Consider the following 20719-nt stretch of genomic DNA (forward strand, 5'->3'; position numbering starts at 1 on the left):
CTCTACGGCTGACGAGCCCCGACGACCCGCCGCTCCGGCGGGCGGGTCGTGCTGCCCCCGTCACCTCGTTCCCAGGAGTACAGCGTGTCCCACATCCTCATGTCCGGCGTCGGCGCGCACGGACACACCAACCCGCACCTCGGCGTCGTCGCCGAGCTGGTCGACCGCGGGCACACCGTCCGCTGGGTCATCCCCGCGGACTTCGCCGAGACGGTCGCGGAGGCCGGTGCCGAACCGTTCGTCGTCGAGTCGGTGACGCCGACCTCGGGTGCACCGTGGCCTGCGGACCCGATCGCGGGCACCGCCCTGTTCCTCGACGAGCTGGAGCACGTGTTCCCGCAGGTGGAGCACCTGCGGCCCGACCTCGTGCTCTACGACATCGGCGGCTACGCGGGCCACGCGCTCGCGGAGCGGCACGGCATCCCGCACGTGCAGCTCTCACCGGCGATGGTCGCGTGGGAGGGGTTCGAGACCGACCTCGCCGACGACCTGGCCTTCCGGCGGGAGCCCGCGTTCCAGGCGTACCTCGCCCGGTTCGCGGCCTGGCTCCACGCGCACGACATCGGGCTCACCCCGGACGACTTCACCGGGCGGCCCGCCCGCTGTCTGGTGGAGATCCCCGAGGTCATGCAGCCCTTCGCCGACCGCGTCGATCCCGGGCGGTACCGGTTCACGGGACCCGCACTGGACCGGCGCGGGGGTGAGTGGCCCGCCGCAGACGCCCCGCTGGTCCTCGTGTCGCTCGGGTCGGCCTACACCGACCAGCCCGAGCTCTACCGCGCCTGCGCGGAGGCGTTCGCGCCGCTGGGGTGGCGGGTGGTGATCGCGCACGGCGACCACGTCACGCCGGCGGACCTCGGGCCGGTGCCCGCGGGCGTCGAGCTGCACCGGTGGGTGCCGCAGTTCGCGGTGCTGGGGCGGGCCTCGCTGTTCGTGACCCACGCCGGCATGGGCGGCTGCACCGAGGGGCTCTACCAGGGCGTTCCCATGATCGCGGTGCCGCAGGCCGTCGACCAGTTCGGCAACGCGGCCACGCTGGAGGGCCTCGGCGTCGCGCGGCGGGTGGGCACGGACGCCACACCCGACGAGCTGCGTGCGGCGCTGGAGTGGTCGCAGACGGAGTCCGTGCGTGCCCGCAGCGCGGAGCTGCGGGACCGGGTCCGGGCAGAGGGTGGGGCGGGCGCGGCGGCGGACTACGTGGAGACCCTCCTGCCCTGAGCCCCCACCCGAGGTCCGACTCGGACGTCGGAAGTGGGGGACTCGCGCGTGAGTCGGACGTCGAGATCAGGAGGGGAGGAAGTCCTGGAGGACGGCGAGCCAGGCGTCGGCGGCGTCGACGTGGGGGCCGTGGCCCGAGCCCTCGAACATCTCCATCCGCACGCTCCCGCCCCGCGCCGCGTACTCCTGCAGCACCGTGCGGATCTGGGTGACCATCGGCTGGGCCGGGTAGACGTCGGCGCCGGGCCAGTCGGGGACCACCCCGCCCGCGCCGAGGACGCCGAAGTCCAGCGGTGAGGCGTCCGAGACCACCAGGTCCGCGGTGCCGTGCGTCCACAGGATCGGGGGCTTCGGGTCCAGGTCCACGATGTCCGCCCAGTGGCAGTACTTGGGGGACAGGGCGTTCAGGATGCCGCGGGTGCCGGGGGCGACGCCCGGCCAGTTCGGCGAGGAGGTCGCGTCGCCCGGGTAGCCGTCCGGGCCGGTCAGGGTCTTGAGGACCTCCGCGACCAGGATGTCCTCGCGCTCCGCGGGCAGGGTGAACGACGGCGACCAGTACAGCGCGCGCAGCATGCTGCGGACCGTGAAGGGGCTGTCGGCGGAGGTGTCGCCCGCGTCGATCCGCGCGACCACCTCGGGGTTCGCCCCGCCGCCCCCGGAGCCGGCGTAGTCCGCGTGGGCGGGGGTGCCGTCGGCGAACACGCCGCCGTAGCCGTAGGGGGACACCGGGTCCAGGAACGTCAGGGAGGCGACGGGCCACTGCCGGGCGTAGGTCGCGATCGCCGCGCCCGCGGTCGACCAGCCGACGAGGTGCGGGGGTTCGGAGAGGTCGAGCGCGCCGAGCAGGGCGTGCAGGTCGTCCGCCCAGTCGCCGAGGCCGCGGGTGGCGTCGAGCGCCTTGGGCTCGGTGTCGCCGAAGCCGCGCATGTCCGGGGCGAGCACCCGGAACCGTGCGGCGAGTGCGGGCATGAGGTGCTCGTGGAACCGGCCCGTCGAGAGGTTGCCGTGCAGCAGCACGAGCGTCGGGCCGGTTCCGGCCTCCAGGTAGTGCATGCGGAGGCGGTCGGTGTCGACGGTGGCGGACCGCACCCCGGGCAGCAGTGTCATGACGCGGATCGTGCTGGCGGGCGGCGCCCATGGTCAAGAGGCGCCCCGCCGCGGTCGGACCGATGCACGAGAGCACTGCTCGTGACTCCCGCAGTTCCTCCTCGGACCGGAACTGCGCATCGCCCACGGCGTCCCGCTCGGGATCGGGTGCGTGCTGCTCGCTCAGGCCGGGACGGCCGCCCGCTCCCGCAACCGGTAACGCTGCACCTTGCCGGTGGCGGTCTTCGGCAGCTCGCCGACGACCACCACCCGGCGCGGCCGCTTGAACGCGGCCAGCCCGGCGCGGCAGAAGGCCACGACCTCCTCCGGGTCGACCACCGCCCCGTCGCGCGGGACGACGTACGCGACCGGCTTGTCCAGCCCGTCCTCGTCCGGCACCCCGACGACGACCGCCTCGGCCACCGCCGGGTGCTCCAGCAGCCGGGACTCCACCTCGGCGGGTGCCACCCAGATCCCGCCCACCTTGAGCACGTCGTCCGCCCGGCCGAGGCAGGTGAGCGAGCCGTCCGCGTTGCGCACGTACTGGTCCCCGGTGCGCATCCACTCACCCTGGAAGACCTGCCGGTTCACCGCGGTGCGACACCAGTAGCCGGTGCAGATCGAGTCGCCCGAGATCCACAGCATCCCGGACTCGTCGGTGCCCGTGATCACCGTGCCGTCCGTGCGGCGCAGCTCGATCTCGTAGCCGGGCACGGGGAACCCGCTGCTGCCGGGCACGACGGCGCCGGGCCGGTTGGAGATGAAGATGTGCAGGGCCTCGGTGGACCCGATGCCGTCGAGGATCTCGACGCCGAACCGGTCCCGGATGCCGGTGAACATCCGGGCCGGCAGCGTCTCCCCGGCCGACACGCCCTGCCGGACACCGGCGAGCGCGTCGTCGGGGAGGTCGGAGGCGAGCAGCGGGCCCCAGAAGCTCGGCACGGCGTAGAACAGCGTGACGCCGTGCTCGCGGATGCTCCTGGCCATCAGGTCAGGTGCCGGTCGGGCGGGTTCGAGCACCGTCGAGGCCCCGACGGACAGCGGGAAGAACATGCTGTTGCCGATGCCGTAGGCGAAGAAGAGCTTGGCGACCGAGAGGCAGACGTCGTCCGGGCGGATGGCCAGGACCTCGCGGCCGTAGGTCTCGCAGACGTACCGGATGTCGGCGTGCCGGTGCATGGCGCCCTTGGGCTTGCCCGTGGTCCCCGAGGTGTAGAGCCACAGCGCGGGGGACTCGTCCCAGGTGGGGTAGGCGTCCACCGGCGGACCCGCCTCGAGCATGTCCTCCCAGGTGAGGCACTCGACGGCGGGCGAGTCCGGCGTCGCGCCCGCGAGGACGAGGTGGCGCAGGTCCGGGGCCGCCGCGGCGGCGGTGTGTACGGCCTCGGCGAACTGGTGGCTGCCGATCAGGACCCGTGCCCGCGAGTCCGTGACCAGCACGGAGAGCTCCGCACCCGTGAGCATCGTGGAGCAGGGCACGGCGACCGCGCCGAGGTGCATGGTGGCGAGGATGGCCGTGAACAGCTCGACGTCGTCCGCCATGCACAGGACGACCCGCTCCTCGGGGCGCACCCCGATGCCTGCCAGGCCGCCCGCCACCCGTCGGACCTCGGCCGCCAGCTCCGCGTAGGTGAGGGTGCCCCGCGGGTGGTGGACCGCGGTGCGGGTGCCGTCGCCCGCCGACACCCGGCGCTCGGTCAGGTACTCCGCAGCGTTGAAGAGTTCACCCATGGTCGTGGCTCCTGTGCCGGTTCGGGTCCGTCGAACTCTACAGCGCGATCACGCGGCGTCAACGAGTCGTAGAAGATCAGCTCGCCGCTGTGCTACACACTGATCAGAGGAACCGAAGGAGGTGCCAGTGACCGCGGTCGTCGGGTTGCGCAGGGAACGTGAGGTGCTGACCGTGGCTCTGGCCACGGGCAGGCACGTCGTGCTGGAGGGCCCTCCGGGCACCGGGAAGTCGACGCTGCTGCGGGCGATCGCGCGAGACGTCGGCAAGAGCGTGGTGTTCGTCGAGGGCAACGCGGAGCTGACGCCGGCCCGGCTGGTGGGCTCGTTCGACCCGGCGTTGGTGCTCAACGAGGGCTACCAGCCGGACAGCTTCCTCGACGGCCCGCTGATCACGGCGATGCGCGACGGCGGGCTGCTGTACCTGGAGGAGCTGAACCGGGTCCCCGAGGAGACGCTCAACGTCCTCATCACCGTGCTCACCGAGGGCGAGATCGCGGTCCCGCGGCTCGGCACGGTCACCGCGGAGCCGGGGTTCCGGTTGATCGCGGCCATGAACCCGTTCGACGCGGTGGGCACCGCGCGGGTCAGCCAGGCCATCGCGGACCGGATGTGCCGGGTCGTGCTCGGCTACCAGGACGAGCCCGCCGAGCGGCAGATCACGACGTCGGTCAGCGGGGTGAACGGCTGGGTCACCGAGCTGTCCGTGAGCCTGACCCGGGCCACCCGGGACCACCGCGACCTGCGGATGGGGTCCTCGGTGCGCGGAGCGATCGACCTGGCCCACGTCCTCACCGGGCTCGCCGAGCTCCGCGGCGAGGACAAGCCCGCCCGCGAGACCGCCCGGGACGCCGCGCACGCCGCGCTCTCCGGCCGGATCAAGGTGACCGACGGGCTGGACCGCACCCCCGAGTCGATCATCGACGAGCTGCTGGACCGGTTCTGGCCCGAGGATCTCCCCGAGCCGTCCGAGAAGGAGACCGATCCGGGAAAAGCCGACGGCCCTCCGCCTAGCGCGGGGGGCCGGTCGGGCCGGGACAAGCCCTCGCCCAGCCGAGGGCAGCGCACGATGGGCCGCGGCGAGCTGGGCGCGCGGCACGAGCGGTTCGAGGACGTCTCGCCGGAGGTCGGGCAGCTCGACGAGCAGGCCTTCGACGCCGCGCTGGCCGAGGACCCCGAGGCGGCCGCGGCCCTGCTCGCGGACCTCGCCGTCGCCACGGACGTGAACCTGCGGGCGCAGGCCCGCAAGCTCGCCGGACGGGTGTTCCTGCAGCTCGGCAGGGTCGGGCCCGCCAAGGCGCGTGGGACCCGGCGGATCTCGGCGTCGCTGGGCGGCGACGGGGACCTCGACCTCGACCGGACGGTGGAGCGCTGGCAGCCGAGCGCGCAGCGGCCGCACGAGTTCGTCACGCGGCAGTGGACCGCGCACCGCAGGGCCGTCGCCCTGATCGTGGACATCTCCGGGTCGATGCAGGGGCTCGCGGTGGCGCTGGCCTCGGTGTCGGCGGCGGGTGTGGTGCTGGCGTCGGAGGGCAAGCTGGAGCCGGGCGTGTTCGCGTTCGGCTCGTCGGTCCGCACGCTGCAGCGCCAGGGGGTCCGGCGGCCGCCGGACGAGCTGGTGGGCGAGCTCGTCGCGCTGCGCGGGCACGGGACCACGGACGTCGCCGCGGCCCTGCGGGAGGCGGCGACGCAGCTCGCGGGCACCGTGGCGGACGAACGCCTGGTCGTGCTGCTCTCGGACTGCCTGCACACCTCCGGCGACGACCCGGCGACCGCGCTCGGCGGCATCGACCGCCTGCACGTGCTCAGCCCGCTGCCGGACGAGGAGTCGGAGAAGGCCGGGCGAGCGCTCGCCGCGCGGGGTGGCGGCAGCTACCAGGAGGTCCGCAGGCTCACCGACATCGCCCCGGCACTGACCCGGATACTCTGCTGAGTCGTGGGCACCATCGTGAGCTTCCATGCTCATCCTGACGACGAGTCGATCGCCACCGCCGGGACCCTGGCCAAGGCGGCCAAGGCCGGGCACCGGGTGGTGGTGGTCTTCGCGACCCGGGGCGAGCTCGGCGAGCCCGTGCCCGGGGTGCTGGCGGACGGCGAGCAGCTCTCGGTGCGGCGCTCCCAGGAGTGCCTCGACTCCGCGAAGGTGCTCGGTGCCGCGCGGGTGGAGTGGTTGGGCTACACCGACTCCGGGATGATGGGTGAGCCGTCGAACGAGGCGGGGTACTGCTTCTGGCAGGCGTCCGTCGAGCACGCCGCCAAGCGGCTCGCGGTGATCCTCGACGAGGAGGAGCCGGACGTCCTCACCACCTACGACGACAACGGCGCCTACGGCCACCCGGACCACATCCAGGTCCACCGGGTGGGCAAGCGGGCCGCCGAGCTGTCCGCCGTCCCTGTCGTCGCGCAGCAGACGATCAACCGGGACTGGATGCTCCGCGGCATGCAGGGGCTCCGGGACTCCGGGGAGACGCCGGAGGGCTGGGACATGCCCGAGAACGTGCCGCCGCCCACCTTCGGCAAGCCCGAGGCGGAGATCACGCACCGGGTCGAGGCGGTGGACTTCACCGAGCAGAAGCGGGCGTCGATGCGCTGCCACGCCAGCCAGATGGGCCCGGACCACTTCATGCTCGCCATGCCGGACCCGATCTTCGCGCTGGGCTTCGGCACCGAGTTCTACATCGTCTCCGATCCGCCGAGCATGGCTCCGGAGCTGTTCACCGACCTGTTCCTGCCCCTGCGCTGAGCGCGTCCGCCCCGCTGGTCCGCAACCGCCGCGGGCGGGCGCCCGCGGCGACCAGCTCGGCCCGGGCCCGACCCGCCACGGCTCCGGCGCCGCAGCCGAGCGCGAGGTCGAGTCCCCGGCGCAGGGGGGCCCTCGCCTCCACCCGACGTCCGCAGCGGCGAAGGGCGGTACCGAGCGCGAGCAGGGACTCGGCCTGCTCCAGCGGCAGCCCGTCGCCGACCTCGACCGCCTCCTCGAGCAGCGGGAGGTCGTCCGGCGCGACGAGCCCCGCGGCCCGCCTCTGGAGCTCGCGGTGGCGGCCCTCGGGGTGTTCTCGCCGGACCTGTGTGCGGAGCCCCGGCCCACCGACCCGCTCGCCGCGCTGGTGCACGCCTGCCACCTGCTGCGCGAGCACCGCGGCGACTCGCACCTCGCGGTGTGCGCGGTGGCGGGTCTCGACCCGGTCCAGATGAACGTGCTGACCGAGCTCTACTGCGGCTACCCGTTGGGCGCCTACACCGCGACCCGGGGCTGGCCCGCGGAGCGGATCGCGGCCGGCGCCGCCGACCTGCGCGAGCAGGGCCTGCTCGACGGCGACCTGCTGTCCCCCGCGGGGCTGCGGCTCCGAGAGGAGCTGGAGGCCCGGACGGACGCCATGCAACGGTCGGTGGTCGAGGCGGTCGGGCCGGATCTGGAGCCGATCATGAAGCAGCTCGACGCCTGGTCGGACGCCCTGGTCGCCGCGGGCGCGGCCCCACCGGACCCGGCGAAGCGGCTCGCGGGGTGATCAGAGCGTCAGCTCCCAGCGCCAGAGCGCGCCCTCCTCGGGGTCCTGGAGCTCCGCGACGCGGGTGAAGCCGCAGCGCCGCAGGACGACCGTGGACGGGCCCTCCTCGGCGAGGGTGTGGGCGCGCATCCGGCGGACCCCGCGGGCGTGGGCCGTGGCCACCCAGGTCTGCGCGGCCGCGGTGGCGTGGCCGCGGCCCCGTCTGCCGGGGGCCACGCTGTAGCCGATCTCGACCGCGCCGTCCCGGGGCGGTCCGGTGTACCCGCCGAGGCCCACCACCTCACCGGCCTCCGGATCGACGATGAGATGGCTGAACCACTCGGGCGGGGTGCCGCCCGCGAGCGCCTCGCGGGTGGCGGCGAGCGCCTCGGGGAAGGCGAGGTAGCCCTCGGCGAGCCGCAGGCCGTACCGCGCGGGGAACGCGTCCGGGTCCTCGATCAACGTGGTGACCTGCTCCATCGTGAGCGGACGGACCTCGGTGAGCCGGTAGTGGTCGGACACGGGGGCGCTCCTGCGGGTGCGACGGGAGCGTTCATGGTGCCCGATCGGGCGTGAGTCTGGCCCCCCGCGGTTGGGCGTTCTACCCTCCGTAGAGCACAATGCCCATGCACGCCTGCCCGATCACGTGGGGGCCGGTGTGCGGGAGATACAGTTCGGGCCTGCCCCACCACGAGGCCAGTGCAGGAGGCACAGTGACAGCCGTCGCGCCCAAGCCGATCGAGACGCGCCCGTACCCGGCGCATCGACCGGGCAAGGGTTCGGTGTTCCTCAAGATGTTGAGGACGACGGACCCCAAGGACATCGCGATCCTGTACCTGGTGACGTCCTTCGGCTTCTTCATGGCGGGCGGGGCGATGGCCCTGCTCATCCGTGCGGAGCTGGCGCGCCCGGGGCAGCAGATCCTCAGCTCCGAGCAGTACAACCAGATGTTCACGATGCACGGCACGATCATGCTGCTGCTGTACGCGACGCCGATCCTGTTCGGCTTCGCGAACTACATCGTGCCGCTGCAGATCGGCGCGCCGGACGTCGCGTTCCCCCGGCTGAACGCCTTCTCGTACTGGCTGTTCCTGTTCGGCGGCCTGATCGTGCTCTCCGGCTTCCTCACCCCAGGCGGCGCCGCGGACTTCGGGTGGTTCGCCTACACCCCGCTGTCCGACGCCATCCGCTCGCCCGGCGCCGGTGCCGACCTGTGGATCATGGGTCTGGCCGTCGGTGGTCTGGGCACCATCCTCGGTGGCGTCAACTTCGTGACGACCATCGTCTGCATGCGCGCCCCCGGCATGACGATGTTCCGGATGCCGATCTTCACCTGGAACATCTTCGTCACCGCGCTGCTGATCCTGATCGCGTTCCCGGTGCTCACCGCGGCGCTGTTCGGGCTGGCGGCGGACCGGCACCTCGGCGCCCACGTGTTCGACCCGGCCAACGGCGGGGTCATCCTCTGGCAGCACCTGTTCTGGTTCTTCGGCCATCCCGAGGTGTACATCGTCGCGCTGCCGTTCTTCGGCATCGTCTCGGAGATCTTCCCGGTCTTCTCCCGGAAGCCCATCTTCGGCTACAAGACGCTGATCTACGCCACGATCGCCATCGCGGCCCTGTCCGTCGCCGTGTGGGCGCACCACATGTACGCGACGGGCGCGGTGCTGCTGGCCTTCTTCTCCTTCACCACGTTCCTCATCGCCATCCCGACGGGCATCAAGTTCGTCAACTGGATCGGCACGATGTGGAAGGGCAAGCTCACGTTCGAGACGCCGATGCTGTTCTCGGTCGGCTTCCTCGCCACGTTCCTCTTCGGCGGCCTGACGGGCGTGCTGCTGGCCAGCCCGCCCATCGACTTCCACGTCTCCGACACGTACTTCGTGGTGGCGCACTTCCACTACGTCCTCTTCGGCACCATCGTGTTCGCCACCTACGCGGGCATCTACTTCTGGTTCCCGAAGATGACCGGCCGGATGCTGGACGAGACGCTGGGCAAGTTCCACTTCTGGACCACGTTCATCGGCTTCCACATGACGTTCCTGGTGCAGCACTGGCTGGGCAACGAGGGCATGCCGCGCCGGTACGTGGACTACCTGCCGTCGGACGGCTTCACCACGCTGAACATGATCAGCTCGATCGGCGCCTTCGTGCTGGGCGCCTCGACGCTGCCGTTCATCTGGAACGTCTTCCGCAGCTACCGCTACGGCCGCGTGGTCACCGTGGACGACCCGTGGGGCCACGGGAACTCGCTGGAGTGGGCCACCTCGTGCCCGCCCCCGCGGCACAACTTCACCGAGCTGCCCCGGATCCGGTCGGAGCGCCCGGCGTTCGAGCTGCACTACCCGCACCTCGTCGAGCGGGCCCGGGCCGAGGCACACGTCGGCGGGCACGCCGCGCCGTCCGAGATGCTCACCCAGGCCGTCGGCAAGGAAGAGCAGCCGGACGACGACCCCAAGTCCCGCTAGATGTCGCAAGGCCGGGCCCGGTCGTCCGTGCTCGTCACGGTGACCGGGCCGGACCGTCCCGGCGTCAGCTCGGTCCTGTTCACCGTGCTGACCCGGCACGCGGTCGACCTGTTGGACGTCGAGCAGGTCGTGATCCGCGGCAGGCTCACCCTGGGTGCTCTGGTCGCGGTCGCGGGGGACCCGGAGGAGCTGCAGGAGGCCGTCGAGGCCGCCATGCACAGCATCGGGATGCAGGTCCACACCACGCTGGGTGGGGACACGGACGTGCGGCGGCAGTCGACACACGCCGTCGTCGTGCTGGGGCGGCCGATCACGGCGCGTGCCTTCGGGATGGTCGCGCAGGCTCTGGCGGACGTCGGGGCGAACATCGACTCCATCCGCCGCGTCGCCGACTACCCGGTGACGGGCCTGGAGCTCGAGGTCTCGCCGAATCCGGACGACCCTGCGCAGCCGCACGGCACCCTGCGCGCCAAGCTGGTCGAGGTCGCGCGGGACGCGGGCGTGGACGTCGCCGTGGAGCGCGTCGGGCTCGCCCGGCGGTCGAAGCGGCTCATCACCTTCGACGTCGACTCCACGCTGGTGCAGGGCGAGGTCATCGAGATGCTGGCCGCCCGCGCCGGCGCCGAGGCGCAGGTCCGCGCGATCACCGAGGCGGCCATGCGGGGTGAGCTGGACTTCGCGGAGTCGCTCACGGCCCGGGTCGCCACGCTGGCGGGCCTGCCCGCCACCGTGATCGACGAGGTCGCGGCCGAGCTGGAGCTGATGCCCGGGGCGCGCACCACGATCCGCACCCTCAAGCGGCTCGGCTTCCGCTGCGGCGTGGTGTCCGGTGGGTTCACACAGGTCATCGCGGGTCTCGTGGACGAGCTGGGGCTGGACTTCTGCGCCGCCAACACCCTGGAGATCGTGGACGGGCAGCTCACCGGACGGGTCGTCGGGGAGATCGTGGACCGGCCGGGCAAGGCCGTGGCGCTGCGCCGGTTCGCCGACTCGCACGGCATCCCGATCGAGCAGACGGTCGCGGTCGGGGACGGCGCGAACGACATCGACATGCTCTCCGCCGCGGGGCTGGGGATCGCGTTCAACGCCAAGCCCGCGCTGCGGGAGATCGCGGACACCGCGCTCTCGCTGCCCTACCTCGACGTGGTGCTGTTCGTGCTGGGCATCACGCGGGACGAGGTGGAGAGCGCGGACGCCGAAGAGGGCGTGCTGAGGCGCGTCCCGATCGCATGAGCGCTGCCCTGCCCGGCGACGCTCGGGGACCCCAAGCGTCAGAGAGTGACGCTCGGGGTCCCCGAGCGTCGGGGTCGGGTGACGCTCGGGGTCCCCAAGCACCACGCACCGACGCTTGGGGTCCCCGAGTGTCGGTGCTCGACGTGCTCGCCGCACGGTACGGATCGGCGCCCACCTCCATCCCGCCCGAGGCGGACGGGATCGTGCGGGCCATGCCCGTCGTCCTGCGGATCGAGCGGGAGCCCCCGCCCAGCCGCACCGCGCTCCTGGAGGCGGCGGCGCAGGCCGCGTTGGCGGTGTGCACGGACGCGGAGCCGGAGTGGGAGGAGCCGCTGCGGCTCTGGATCGACGGCCGGATCCGCAAGATCGCCCGCCGCGCCCGCGGCGCGCACTGGGCGGCGGTGCAGGAGCTGCCGGGTGTCACCGTCGAGGTGGACGGCGCGGAGGCCAGGGCCCTGCTGCCCGGCCCGGTGGACGCCGTACCCAAGATCGTGTCCCGGCTGCAGATCGGCGGGACCGAGCTGCCCGCGGACTCACCGGGGCCCGCGCGGGCACCGGTCATCGCGCTCAACCCGGACGTCGACATGACCGTCGGGAAGGCCGCGGCCCAGGTCGGGCACGCCTCGATGATCCTCGGCGCGGTCCGCGGCTGGACCCACGCGCCGCGCTTCTCCGTCCGCCGGGACCGTGCGCTGTGGGCGGAGCTGGAGGCACGCGCGGACGCGGTCGCCGTCCGGGACGCCGGTTTCACCGAGGTCGATCCCGGCACCGTCACCTGCCGGGCGGGCTGAGGTCGACGGGCGCGGAGACGGTCGTCACCGGGCGCGGTGGTGTCGGACTCGGGCGCGGTGGTGTCGGACTCGCGGGGATGTGGATCCGTGGGGCCGCGTCAGACGCGCCGACGGCCGCCCCTGCCGAGGGGTTCAGGCGTCCCGCAGGCGGCTCAGCGCCGCGTGCACCTTCGCCGTGTCCGTGGTCTGCCAGAACGGCGGCAGCGACGCGCGCAGGAAGCCGCCGTAGCGGGCGGTGGCGATCCGGGAGTCCAGGATCGCCACCACGCCCCGGTCGTCGTTGCCGCGCAGCAACCGGCCGGCGCCCTGGGCCAGCAGCAGCGCGGCGTGGGTGGCGGAGACGGTGAGGAACCCGTTGCCGCCGCGGGAGTCCGCCGCCTTCTGCCGGGCGGCGACGAGCGGGTCGTCCGGGCGCGGGAACGGGATCCGGTCGATGATCACGCAGCTGAGCGAGGGGCCGGGGACGTCCACGCCCTGCCAGAGTGACAGGGTGCCGAACAGGCAGGTCTCGGTGTCCTCGGCGAACCGCTTGACCAGCAGCATCGTGGAGTCGTCCCCCTGGCACAGCAGGGGGACGGAGAGCTTGCCGCGCAAGGCCTCCGTGGCCTGCTTGGCGGCGCGCATGGAGGAGAAGAGGCCCAGCGTGCGCCCGCCCGCGGCCTCGACCAGACCCTGGATCTCCTCGAGGTGGGCGGGGGAGAGCCCGTCCCGCCCCGGGGGCGGCAGGTGCTTGGCGACGTAGAGGATGCCGCTGCGCTCGTGCGCGAACGGCGACCCGACGTCCAGGCCCTTCCACCTCGGTGCGTCCGGGTCGCGGACGGGGTCCGCGGAGTCCCCACCGGAGGCGGGCAGCCCCCACTGGCGGGCCAGCGCGTCGAACGAGCCGCCCAGGGCCAGGGTGGCGCTGGTCAGCACCGTGGTCCTCTGCGCGAACAGCCGCTCCCGCAGCAGCCCGCCGACCGACAGCGGCGCCACCCGCAGGACCTTGTGCCGGGCGCCGTCCGGACCCTGCTCGGCCAGCCAGACGACGTCGTACCGCTTGGCGGGGTCCGCCTCCTCGAAGGTCTTCAGCACCCGGACGACGTTCTCGGACACCTCGTCCAGCAGCGCGAGGGCGAGCTTGCGGCCGGTCGCGGCCTCCGGGTCCTCCTTGCGCTCCGAGCCCAGCGCCTGGCGGCACATGCCCGCGGCATCCCGGATCACGGTCAACGCGCCCGTCGCGGCCTGGGGGATGGTCTCCCAGCGGCCGGGCGGGAGGTCCTCAAGGACCATCCCGAGGCCCTCGCCCGCCTCGGCCAGCCGGTCGGCCAGGGAGTCCTCGACGAGCTTGGCGCAGCGCCGCGCGGCCGCGCCGACCGTGCCCGCGGTCAGCTCCCCGGTGGCGGCTCCGGTGACCCGGTCGACCAGCTCGTGGGCCTCGTCGATCACCACGACGTCGTGTTCCGGGAGGACGTTGGCGTCCCCCATCGCGTCGATCGCCAGCAGCGCGTGGTTGGTGACGACGACGTCCGCCCGCCCGGCCTCCCCGCGCGCCTTCTCCGCGAAGCAGTCCTCCCCGACCGGGCAGCGCGACACCCCGAGACACTCGCGCGCGGTGACCGAGACCTGCCGCCACGCGCTGTCCGGCACGCCCGGGACCAGCTCGTCCCGGTCGCCCGTCTCGGTGTCCGAGGCCCAGTCGTGCAGGCGCTTGACGTTGCGGCCCAGTGAGGAGATCGCGAACGCGTCGAACAGCTGGTCGTCCTCGGGCTCGGCCGTGTCGTCCCCGTGCAGCTTGTTCAGACACAGGTAGTTGCGGCGGCCCTTGAGGATGGCGAACGTGGGTTCCCTGCCGAGCGAGGCCTTGAGGGCCTTGGCCACCCGCGGCAGGTCCCGGTCGACGAGCTGGCGCTGCAGCGCGATCGTGGCCGTGGAGATCACGACCGTGGTGTCCCGCGCCATCGCGTGCCGGATCGCGGGGACGAGGTAGGCCAGCGACTTGCCGGTGCCGGTGCCCGCCTGCACGGCCAGGTGCTCGCCGGAGGACAGTGCCTTGCGCACCGCCTGGGCCATGGCGTCCTGGCCCTCGCGGCGGGTCCCGCCCACGGCGGTGACCGCGACCTCGAGCAGCTCGGCGACGCCGGGCAGGTCGGAGGTCCTCACGGGAGCGGCGGGCACCGGCCGACGATAGCCGCCCGGCCCGACACATCCGGCGGGAACCGCCGATCCCGCGCCGGGAGCGGCGGCCCACAACGTGATCTCCGCCCATCGGTGCAGCTCAGCCGGGTGGGGCAGGGCACCATGGTGCGGTGACGTCCACGCAGACCCGACCCGAGGCCGCGCAGTACCCGATGGTGCTGGAGGTGACCCCGCGCTACAGCGACCTGGACCCCAGCCGCCGAGTCGGCCGCGAGGCCCTGGTCCGCTGGTTCGAAGACGCGCGGATCCGGCTGTACCGCACGGTCTTCGCCGACGCATCCGCCGAGGCCGGGACGCTCGTGGTGTCGATCCGGGTGGACGTGCACGCGCCGCTGCGGATCGCGGACGACTACCGCGTGGGGCACGCCGTCACCCGCGTGGGCACCTCGTCGTTCAGCGACACCTACGGCGTCTTCCGCGGGGACGAGCTGGTGGCGACCGGCGCCGCGACCTGCGTCTACGTCGAGCGCGGCAAGCCGACGGGGATCCCCGCCGCGACCCGCGCCGCCCTGGAGGGACTGCGGCTGCCGCAGAGCGTCCCGGCCGAGCGCAGCAGCTACGCCGAGAGCAGGCTCGTCCGGGAGAACTACCCCTTCCGCTACGACGTCCGGACCCGTTTCGGGGACATCGACACCAACCGGCACGTCAACAACGTGACGCTGGCGGGTTGGTACCTCGACGGGCTGGCCGAGCTGCACACGGACGTCCTCGGCTACCCGGTCGGCGGCCCGCTGGACGGGCTGGCCCCCAGCTCGCTGACGGTGGAGTACCTCGCGGAGGTCCGCTACCCGGGCATCTACCAGCTGCGGGTCGGCGTGCGCGAGCTCGCGGACGGCGCCGTGGCCTACGAGGCCGGCCTGTTCGACGGCCACACCTGCGTGGGGTTGGCGGACGCCGCAGGCGCCGTCCGCACCGCGGACGCCGAGGGCCGCGACATCGACCTCACCGCGGCCTTCGAACCCTTCCGCATGCGCGGCTAGAACGGGCCCGCCGCGATCCGCAGGATCTCGGAGAGCCGCTCCCCGTGCGCCTCGGCGGCCGCGGGGGCGCCGATCTCGGCGGCCGCGGCGGCGAGGTCGTCCGTGGCGATCCGCAGGGCGGCGTTGACCACGGCCGCCTTGGTGCGGGCCTCCACCGAGTCCGCGGGCACACCCAGGCGGCGCGCGAAGACCTCGGTGAGCAGGGGTTCGGCCTGCTCCTGCACCAGCAGCCAGACCGCCCGCAGCGCCGGTTCGCGCGCGGTCATCCGGACGACGGCGAGCACGTCCTCCACCTCGCCGCCCGCCACCTCGCCGTCCCCGCCGAGCCGGTACTCGCCGCGCAGGTGGTCCAGCAGGTCCCTGTCCGGCGGCCAGGTGCGCAGGACCTCGTCGAAGGCCGCCACCGCGCTGCGCAGCAACGGCTCCACGCAGCTCTCCTTGGCGCGGAACCAGCGCCACACCGTCCGCTCGGACACCCCGGCGGCCTCGGCGATCTGCGCCCCCGAGGTCGCGGCGAGGCCCTGGGCCCGGAACAGCCGCACGGCGTGCCGGGAGATCTCCAGGCGCTGTCGGTCGCGCTGTTCCGTGCTCAGCGGCGGGCGGCCGCGCCGGGTCTCCTGCACCGCTCCTCCCGTCTGTCGCTTCTGTCCGGACACTATCGATGCTTTAAGTGGCAGTATCTGCCAACAATGCCTACCGTCGGAGGGACCGGTCCGAAAGGAGATCTCCGTTGACCACCACGGAAGAGCGTCGGCTCCCCTTCGCCCGCCCGAACGTCCTCGAGCTCGCCCCGGTCTACGAGGCGCTGCGTCGCGAGACACCCGTCGCCGCGGTGACGACGCCCGCGGGGGACCCCGCCTGGCTCGTCACCCGGTTCGACGAGGTCAAGCAGCTGCTGGGGGACAAGCGGTTCGGGCGCTCGCACCCCGATCCGGAGCGCGCCTCGCGGATCACCACCGCCGCGGTCCAGGAGGGCCCGAGCGGCAGCTACGAGACCGAGGCCGCCGACCACGCCCGGATGCGCAGGCTGCTCACGCCCGCGTTCTCCGCCAAGCGGATGCTGCGCCTGGAGGCGGACGTCCAGGCCCTGGTCGACGGCTGCGTGGACCGGATGGTCGCCGCGCACGAGACCGATCCCGTGGTCGACCTGCACGAGCTGCTGGCGCTCCCGGTGCCGGTCGCGGTGATCTGTGCGCTGCTCGGCGTCCCGGAGTCCGACGGGCCGCTGTTCCGCGCGCTGTCCGGGCGGATGGCGTCCGCGGCGCCCGGCGCGGTCGAGGCGCGCACCGAGTTCGGCCGCTACATGGCGGGTCTGGCCGAGGCCAAGCGCGCGAACCCGGGCGAGGACGTCATCTCCGACCTAGTGGCCGCCCAGGCGGCGGACGAGACCTTCGACTACTCGGAGATGACCAGGCTGGCGGTGGGCCTGCTCTTCGCCGGGCACGAGACGACGGTCAACCGGATCGGGTTGGGGACGCTGTTCCTCGGGACCCGGCGGGAGCACTGGGACGAGCTCGTCGCCGACCCGGACGGCCGGGTGAACGCGACCGTCGAGGAGATCATGCGTCTCGGCGCTCCGGGTGACCTGGGGCTGCTGCGCTACGCCCACGAGGACGTCTCGCTGGCCGGTGCGGAGATCCACCGCGGGGACGCGGTGATCCTGTCGATCAACGCGGCCAACCGGGATCCGGGGGCGTTCTCGGCTCCCGAGGAGTTCGACCCGGACCGCCCGGAGCGCGCGCACCTCGGGTTCGGCCACGGCGCCCACTTCTGCATCGGCGCCAGCCTCGCCCGCGTGGAGCTGCGCACGGTGTTCTCGACGCTGGCCCGCAGGCTCCCCGGCCTCCGGCTCGCGACGGAGGTCGAGGACCTGGACGTGCGCACCGGCCACATCACCGGCGGGGTGACGGAGCTGCCGGTCACCTGGTGAGCACCTTCGGCACCCGGCCGCCCCCTGTTCTGCCCGCACGGAGGCGTCAGGCTGCTGTGCTGGTCAGCGCTCGGCGCGGTAGAAGCTGAGCGGGCCGAGCCGGGTCGGGCGACGGCCGAGGAGGACTGCCTCGGCGAACCCGGCCTCGGCGAGCAGGTCGGTGACCGGGCGCGCAGGCCCGCCGTGGCCGTGCCCGTGCCCGTGCCCGTGGCCGTGCTGCTCGCCGGTCGGGTGCGCGCCGGGCGCGTGCTCGGTGGGCGTGTGACCCGGGTGCGCCCGATCGCCGTGCCCATGACCGCGGGGCTCCGCCCGGCCCAGCTTCGCCAGCACCGCGTGCACCCCGCGCATCGCGAGGTGCAGAGGGCTGCGCGGGGTGCCGCTGCGCGGATCGTGGTCGAGGTCGACCAGGTGCAGGCTGCCGCCGGGCGCGAGCACCCGGTGCACCTCGCGCAGCGCCGCGGCCTGGTCCTCGGCGGGCAGGTGGTGGAGCATCAGCGAGGACAGCACCCGGTCCACGGACCCGTCCGCCGCGGGCAGCTGCTGGGCGTACCCCTGCTCGAAGGTGATCGTGGCGCCCAGTTCCGCGGCCTTCTTCGCCGCGAGGGTCAGGGCGTCCTGGTCCGGATCGAGGCCGGTGAACAGGGCGTCGGGCACTGCGCGGGCGGCGAGCAGCAGCACGTTGCCGGAGCCGCAGCCGATCTCCAGTACCCGGGAGCCCGGGGCGATCCCGGCCTGGGCGACCAGCTGCCAGTACGCCGTGTCGATCCCGGCCGCGCGGCCGAACAGGTCGTAGAACGGCAGCATGGCCGGTGTGCCCATGGCGGGCAGGAAGTCCTTCGGCACGAGTCCTCCGTACGAATTTCGGGTGCACTGCTAGGTTCGTCCGGGGTTGACCTGCGGACAAGGGACGATCTGTGGCGATGGGTGGACGTTCTTCGGGTGTGCCGCTCGTCGAGTACGGCGCGCTGGGGAGCACCGCGGTCACGGTGTGGCGGGGCGCCTCCGGAACGCGGCCCTTCGCCGGTGCCCACGCCCACGACTTCCTGGCGTTGTTCTACGTGGTGAGCGGCACCGTGCACCGCCGCGTCGACGACCGGGACTGGGAGCTCGGCGAGGGGGACGCCTTCGTGGTGTCGCCCGGTGCCGTGGTGGGTCCGGCCGAACCGCGGGTGCGGGCGGACCTCTGGAACGTGTTCTTCCCGGCGGCGGCCGTCGATCCCGCGGCCGCGGCCGCGCTCGTCTCCTGGCGCGGGCACCCGCTGCTCGCGCCGTTCGTCGGCGAGCTCCGCGGTGGGGCGCAACGCATCCCGGTGCCCGAACCGGAGCGCGCGGCCTGGCTGCGCACCTTCGCCGAGCTGCAGGAGGAGCTCACCGCCCGCCGCGACGGCCACGTCGAGGCCGCCCGCGCCCACCTGACGCTGCTGCTGGTGCGGCTGGGCAGGCTCGGCGTCGACGGGCGCGGGCAGGTCGACCCCGTCGTCGCGCAGGTCTTCGCGGTCGTCGAGGAGCGGTTCGCCGAGCCGATCTCGCTGCGGGACGTGGCCGCCGCCGTCGGGCTGACCCCCGGCCACCTGACGACGGTGGTCGGCCGCGCGACCGGCCGCACCGTCCAGCAGTGGATCACGGAACGGCGCATGCGGGAGGCGCGCAGGCTGCTGGTCGACACCACGGCGACGGTCGCCGAGATCGCGGGGCGGGTGGGCTACCGCGATCCCGGCTACTTCGTCCGCCGGTTCCGCGCGGCGCACGGCCGCACGCCCACGGAGTGGCGCGTCAGCGGAGGATGACCCCGGCCTCCTTCAGCTCGACGAGGGTCCGGTCGGTCGACTCGGGGGCCACGCCCGCGCACAGGTCCGGCAGGAGGCGGGTGGCCAGGCCTGCCCCCAGCGCGTCCAGCGCGGTGGCCCGCACGCAGTAGTCGGTGGCGATCCCGACCACGTCGACGGCGTCGATCCCCTTGTGGTGCAACCACTGCTGCAGCGTCGCGTGCCCGGGTTCGGCGCCCTGGAAGCCGGAGTACGCGGCGGTGAACTGGCCCTTGTCGAACACCGCCTCGATCCGCGCGACGTCCAGCGACGGGTGGAAGCTCGCCCCGGGCGTCCCGGCCACGCAGTGCACCGGCCAGCTGTGCACGAAGTCCGGGGTGTCGCTGAAGTGGTCCCCGGGGTCGACGTGGAAGTCCCGCGTCGCGACGACGGCGGCGTACTCCCCGCTGCGGGCCTGCGCGGAGATCTCGGCCGCGACCGCGGCCCCACCGGCCACGGCGAGCGAGCCGCCCTCGCAGAAGTCGTTCTGGACGTCGACGATGATCAGGCCGCGCGCCATCACGCCTCCGGGAAGACGGTCGGGATCGCGGGATCGCCCTTGGACAGCTTGAGGCCCTCCCACGGCACCGACACCAGCGCCTGGCGCAGCCGCTCGCGGCCCTCCTCCAGCGTCGGCAGGTCCGGCAGGGTGTCGCCGCCGCGGACGAGCGGGATCGGCAGCACCCGGTCGTGTGGGCCGACCTGCTGCGGGCTGGCGGCCGGGTGCACGACCTCCTCCACCGCCGTGCCGGTGGGCTTGTAGCGGCGCAGCGCGGACTTGCGCCCGCCGCGGGACTCCTTGCTCGACGAGCGCTTCGCCACCGGCCGCCCGTCCACCTCGACGAGCTTGTAGACCATGCCCGCGGTCGGCGCCCCGGACCCGGTGACCACGCTCGTCCCCACGCCGTAGGAGTCCACCGGCTCCGCCCGCAGCGAGGCGATGGCGTACTCGTCCAGGTCGCCGGAGAGCACGATCCGGGTGTTCACCGCGCCGAGCGAGTCCAGCTGCTCGCGGGCCTGGTGGGCCATGACGCCGAGGTCCCCGGAGTCGATCCGGATCGCGCCGAGCTCCGGCCCCGCGGCCTCGATCGCCAGCTCGATGCCGTGCCGGATGTCGTAGGTGTCCACGAGCAGGGTGGTGTCCGTGCCCAGGGCCTCGACCTGCGCGGAGAAGGCCTCCAGCTCGTCGTCGTGCAGGAGGATCCAGGCGTGCGCGGCCGTGCCGGCGGCGGGGACGCCGTAGCGACGGGCGGCCTCCAGGTTCGACGTGGTGGCGAAGCCCGCGAGGTAGGCCGCGCGGGCCGCGGCGACGGCCGCCTGCTCGTGGGTGCGCCGCCCGCCCATCTCGATGATCGGGCGGGACCCCGCGGCGGTGACCATGCGCGCGGCCGCCGAGGCGATCGCGCTGTCGTGGTTGAGGATGCTCAGGAAGAGGGTCTCGAGGACGCAGGCGTCCGCGAAGGTGCCGGTGACGGTCAGGATCGGGGAGCCGGGGAAGTAGAGCTCGCCCTCGGGGTAGCCGTCGACATCTCCGGAGAAGCGGTAGTCGGCCAGCCACTTGAGCATCCGCTCGTCCAGCACGCCCTCCAGCGAGGACAGCTCGGCGTCTCCGAACCGGAAGTCCTGCAAGGACTCCAGCACCCGGCCGGTGCCCGCGACGACGCCGTAGCGGCGTCCGTCCGGCAGCCGCCGCGCGAACAGCTCGAAGGTGCACCGGCGGTCCGCGGTGCCGTCGGCGAGCGCCGCGGCGACCATGGTCAGCTCGTACATGTCGGTGAGGAGCGCAGTGCTCCCGTTGCCGCTCATGCGGGGAG

Annotated in this window: 18 protein-coding genes; 10 read left to right on the forward strand and 8 right to left on the reverse strand. The window is 73.4% G+C overall.

What is annotated here, in order from left to right:
• The first annotated feature begins 84 nt into the window (after window positions 1-84).
• Window positions 85-1218 (forward strand): macrolide family glycosyltransferase, encoded by a 1134-nt coding sequence (locus tag ABD993_RS22730; RefSeq protein ID WP_345422001.1) that lies wholly within the window; start codon window positions 85-87, stop codon window positions 1216-1218.
• Window positions 1219-1284: 66 nt separating this feature from the next.
• On the opposite strand, the gene ABD993_RS22735 is transcribed toward ABD993_RS22730, so the two are convergent.
• Both ABD993_RS22735 and ABD993_RS22740 read right to left on the reverse strand, forming a co-directional pair.
• A complete protein-coding gene (locus ABD993_RS22735) occupies window positions 1285-2325 on the reverse strand; it encodes an alpha/beta fold hydrolase (protein ID WP_345422004.1) in 1041 nt (346 codons plus the stop codon).
• A gap of 162 nt (window positions 2326-2487) precedes the next feature.
• Window positions 2488-4035, reverse strand: a complete 1548-nt coding sequence (locus ABD993_RS22740; protein ID WP_345422007.1) for a benzoate-CoA ligase family protein — start codon at window positions 4033-4035, stop codon at window positions 2488-2490.
• A 127-nt stretch (window positions 4036-4162) separates the two neighbouring features.
• Here ABD993_RS22740 and ABD993_RS22745 point away from each other — a divergent pair, with 127 nt between their 5' ends.
• The 3 genes from ABD993_RS22745 to ABD993_RS36860 all read left to right on the forward strand — a co-directional run bounded on the left by ABD993_RS22745 (window position 4163) and on the right by ABD993_RS36860 (window position 7541).
• Complete coding sequence (locus ABD993_RS22745; RefSeq protein ID WP_345422010.1) at window positions 4163-5965, forward strand: AAA family ATPase; 1803 nt, start codon at window positions 4163-4165, stop codon at window positions 5963-5965.
• Between the two features lie 3 nt (window positions 5966-5968).
• Complete coding sequence (locus ABD993_RS22750) at window positions 5969-6775, forward strand: PIG-L family deacetylase (protein WP_345422013.1); 807 nt, start codon at window positions 5969-5971, stop codon at window positions 6773-6775.
• Window positions 6776-6968: 193 nt separating this feature from the next.
• Window positions 6969-7541 carry a helix-turn-helix domain-containing protein gene (locus tag ABD993_RS36860; RefSeq protein ID WP_425569110.1) on the forward strand — a complete coding sequence of 191 codons (573 nt, stop codon included), beginning with the start codon at window positions 6969-6971 and terminating at the stop codon, window positions 7539-7541.
• Here ABD993_RS36860 and ABD993_RS22765 read toward each other — a convergent pair whose 3' ends face one another.
• Window positions 7542-8042, reverse strand: a complete 501-nt coding sequence (locus tag ABD993_RS22765) for a GNAT family N-acetyltransferase (protein ID WP_345422019.1) — start codon at window positions 8040-8042, stop codon at window positions 7542-7544.
• Between the two features lie 191 nt (window positions 8043-8233).
• Between ABD993_RS22765 and ctaD the strand changes: the two genes are divergently transcribed.
• From ctaD to ABD993_RS22780, 3 genes are all read left to right on the forward strand, one after another.
• A complete protein-coding gene (ctaD, locus tag ABD993_RS22770) occupies window positions 8234-9988 on the forward strand; it encodes an aa3-type cytochrome oxidase subunit I (protein ID WP_345422020.1) in 1755 nt (584 codons plus the stop codon).
• Complete coding sequence (serB, locus tag ABD993_RS22775) at window positions 9989-11221, forward strand: phosphoserine phosphatase SerB (RefSeq protein ID WP_345422022.1); 1233 nt, start codon at window positions 9989-9991, stop codon at window positions 11219-11221.
• Between the two features lie 128 nt (window positions 11222-11349).
• Window positions 11350-12012: a peptidyl-tRNA hydrolase gene (locus tag ABD993_RS22780; protein WP_425569106.1), complete on the forward strand. Its 663-nt coding sequence runs from the start codon at window positions 11350-11352 to the stop codon at window positions 12010-12012.
• Window positions 12013-12144: 132 nt separating this feature from the next.
• Here ABD993_RS22780 and ABD993_RS22785 read toward each other — a convergent pair whose 3' ends face one another.
• Window positions 12145-14169 carry an ATP-dependent DNA helicase gene (locus tag ABD993_RS22785; RefSeq protein ID WP_345422025.1) on the reverse strand — a complete coding sequence of 675 codons (2025 nt, stop codon included), beginning with the start codon at window positions 14167-14169 and terminating at the stop codon, window positions 12145-12147.
• A 131-nt stretch (window positions 14170-14300) separates the two neighbouring features.
• Between ABD993_RS22785 and ABD993_RS22790 the strand changes: the two genes are divergently transcribed.
• Window positions 14301-15170 (forward strand): thioesterase family protein, encoded by an 870-nt coding sequence (locus ABD993_RS22790; RefSeq protein ID WP_345422028.1) that lies wholly within the window; start codon window positions 14301-14303, stop codon window positions 15168-15170.
• Here ABD993_RS22790 and ABD993_RS22795 read toward each other — a convergent pair.
• Window positions 15167-15793 carry a TetR/AcrR family transcriptional regulator gene (locus ABD993_RS22795; protein ID WP_345422031.1) on the reverse strand — a complete coding sequence of 209 codons (627 nt, stop codon included), beginning with the start codon at window positions 15791-15793 and terminating at the stop codon, window positions 15167-15169. The genes ABD993_RS22790 and ABD993_RS22795 overlap by 4 nt on opposite strands.
• A 107-nt stretch (window positions 15794-15900) precedes the next feature.
• Here ABD993_RS22795 and ABD993_RS22800 point away from each other — a divergent pair, with 107 nt between their 5' ends.
• Window positions 15901-17100 (forward strand): cytochrome P450, encoded by a 1200-nt coding sequence (locus ABD993_RS22800; RefSeq protein ID WP_345422034.1) that lies wholly within the window; start codon window positions 15901-15903, stop codon window positions 17098-17100.
• Window positions 17101-17163: 63 nt separating this feature from the next.
• Here the strand turns inward: ABD993_RS22800 and ABD993_RS22805 are convergent, their stop codons facing one another.
• Window positions 17164-17943, reverse strand: coding sequence for a class I SAM-dependent methyltransferase (locus ABD993_RS22805; protein ID WP_345422037.1), 780 nt, complete (start codon window positions 17941-17943; stop codon window positions 17164-17166).
• Window positions 17944-18020: 77 nt separating this feature from the next.
• Between ABD993_RS22805 and ABD993_RS22810 the strand changes: the two genes are divergently transcribed.
• Window positions 18021-18887, forward strand: coding sequence for an AraC family transcriptional regulator (locus ABD993_RS22810; RefSeq protein ID WP_345422040.1), 867 nt, complete (start codon window positions 18021-18023; stop codon window positions 18885-18887).
• Here the strand turns inward: ABD993_RS22810 and ABD993_RS22815 are convergent.
• Both ABD993_RS22815 and ABD993_RS22820 read right to left on the reverse strand, forming a co-directional pair.
• Window positions 18874-19425 (reverse strand): isochorismatase family protein, encoded by a 552-nt coding sequence (locus ABD993_RS22815; protein ID WP_345422043.1) that lies wholly within the window; start codon window positions 19423-19425, stop codon window positions 18874-18876. The two genes, ABD993_RS22810 and ABD993_RS22815, sit on opposite strands and share 14 nt — an antisense overlap.
• Window positions 19425-20711 (reverse strand): nicotinate phosphoribosyltransferase, encoded by a 1287-nt coding sequence (locus tag ABD993_RS22820; RefSeq protein ID WP_345422046.1) that lies wholly within the window; start codon window positions 20709-20711, stop codon window positions 19425-19427. The genes ABD993_RS22815 and ABD993_RS22820 overlap by 1 nt, the downstream gene beginning before the upstream one ends.
• Window positions 20712-20719: the final 8 nt, after the last annotated feature.

The organism is Pseudonocardia xishanensis (genome assembly GCF_039541715.1).
Lineage (GTDB): Bacteria > Actinomycetota > Actinomycetes > Mycobacteriales > Pseudonocardiaceae > Pseudonocardia > Pseudonocardia xishanensis.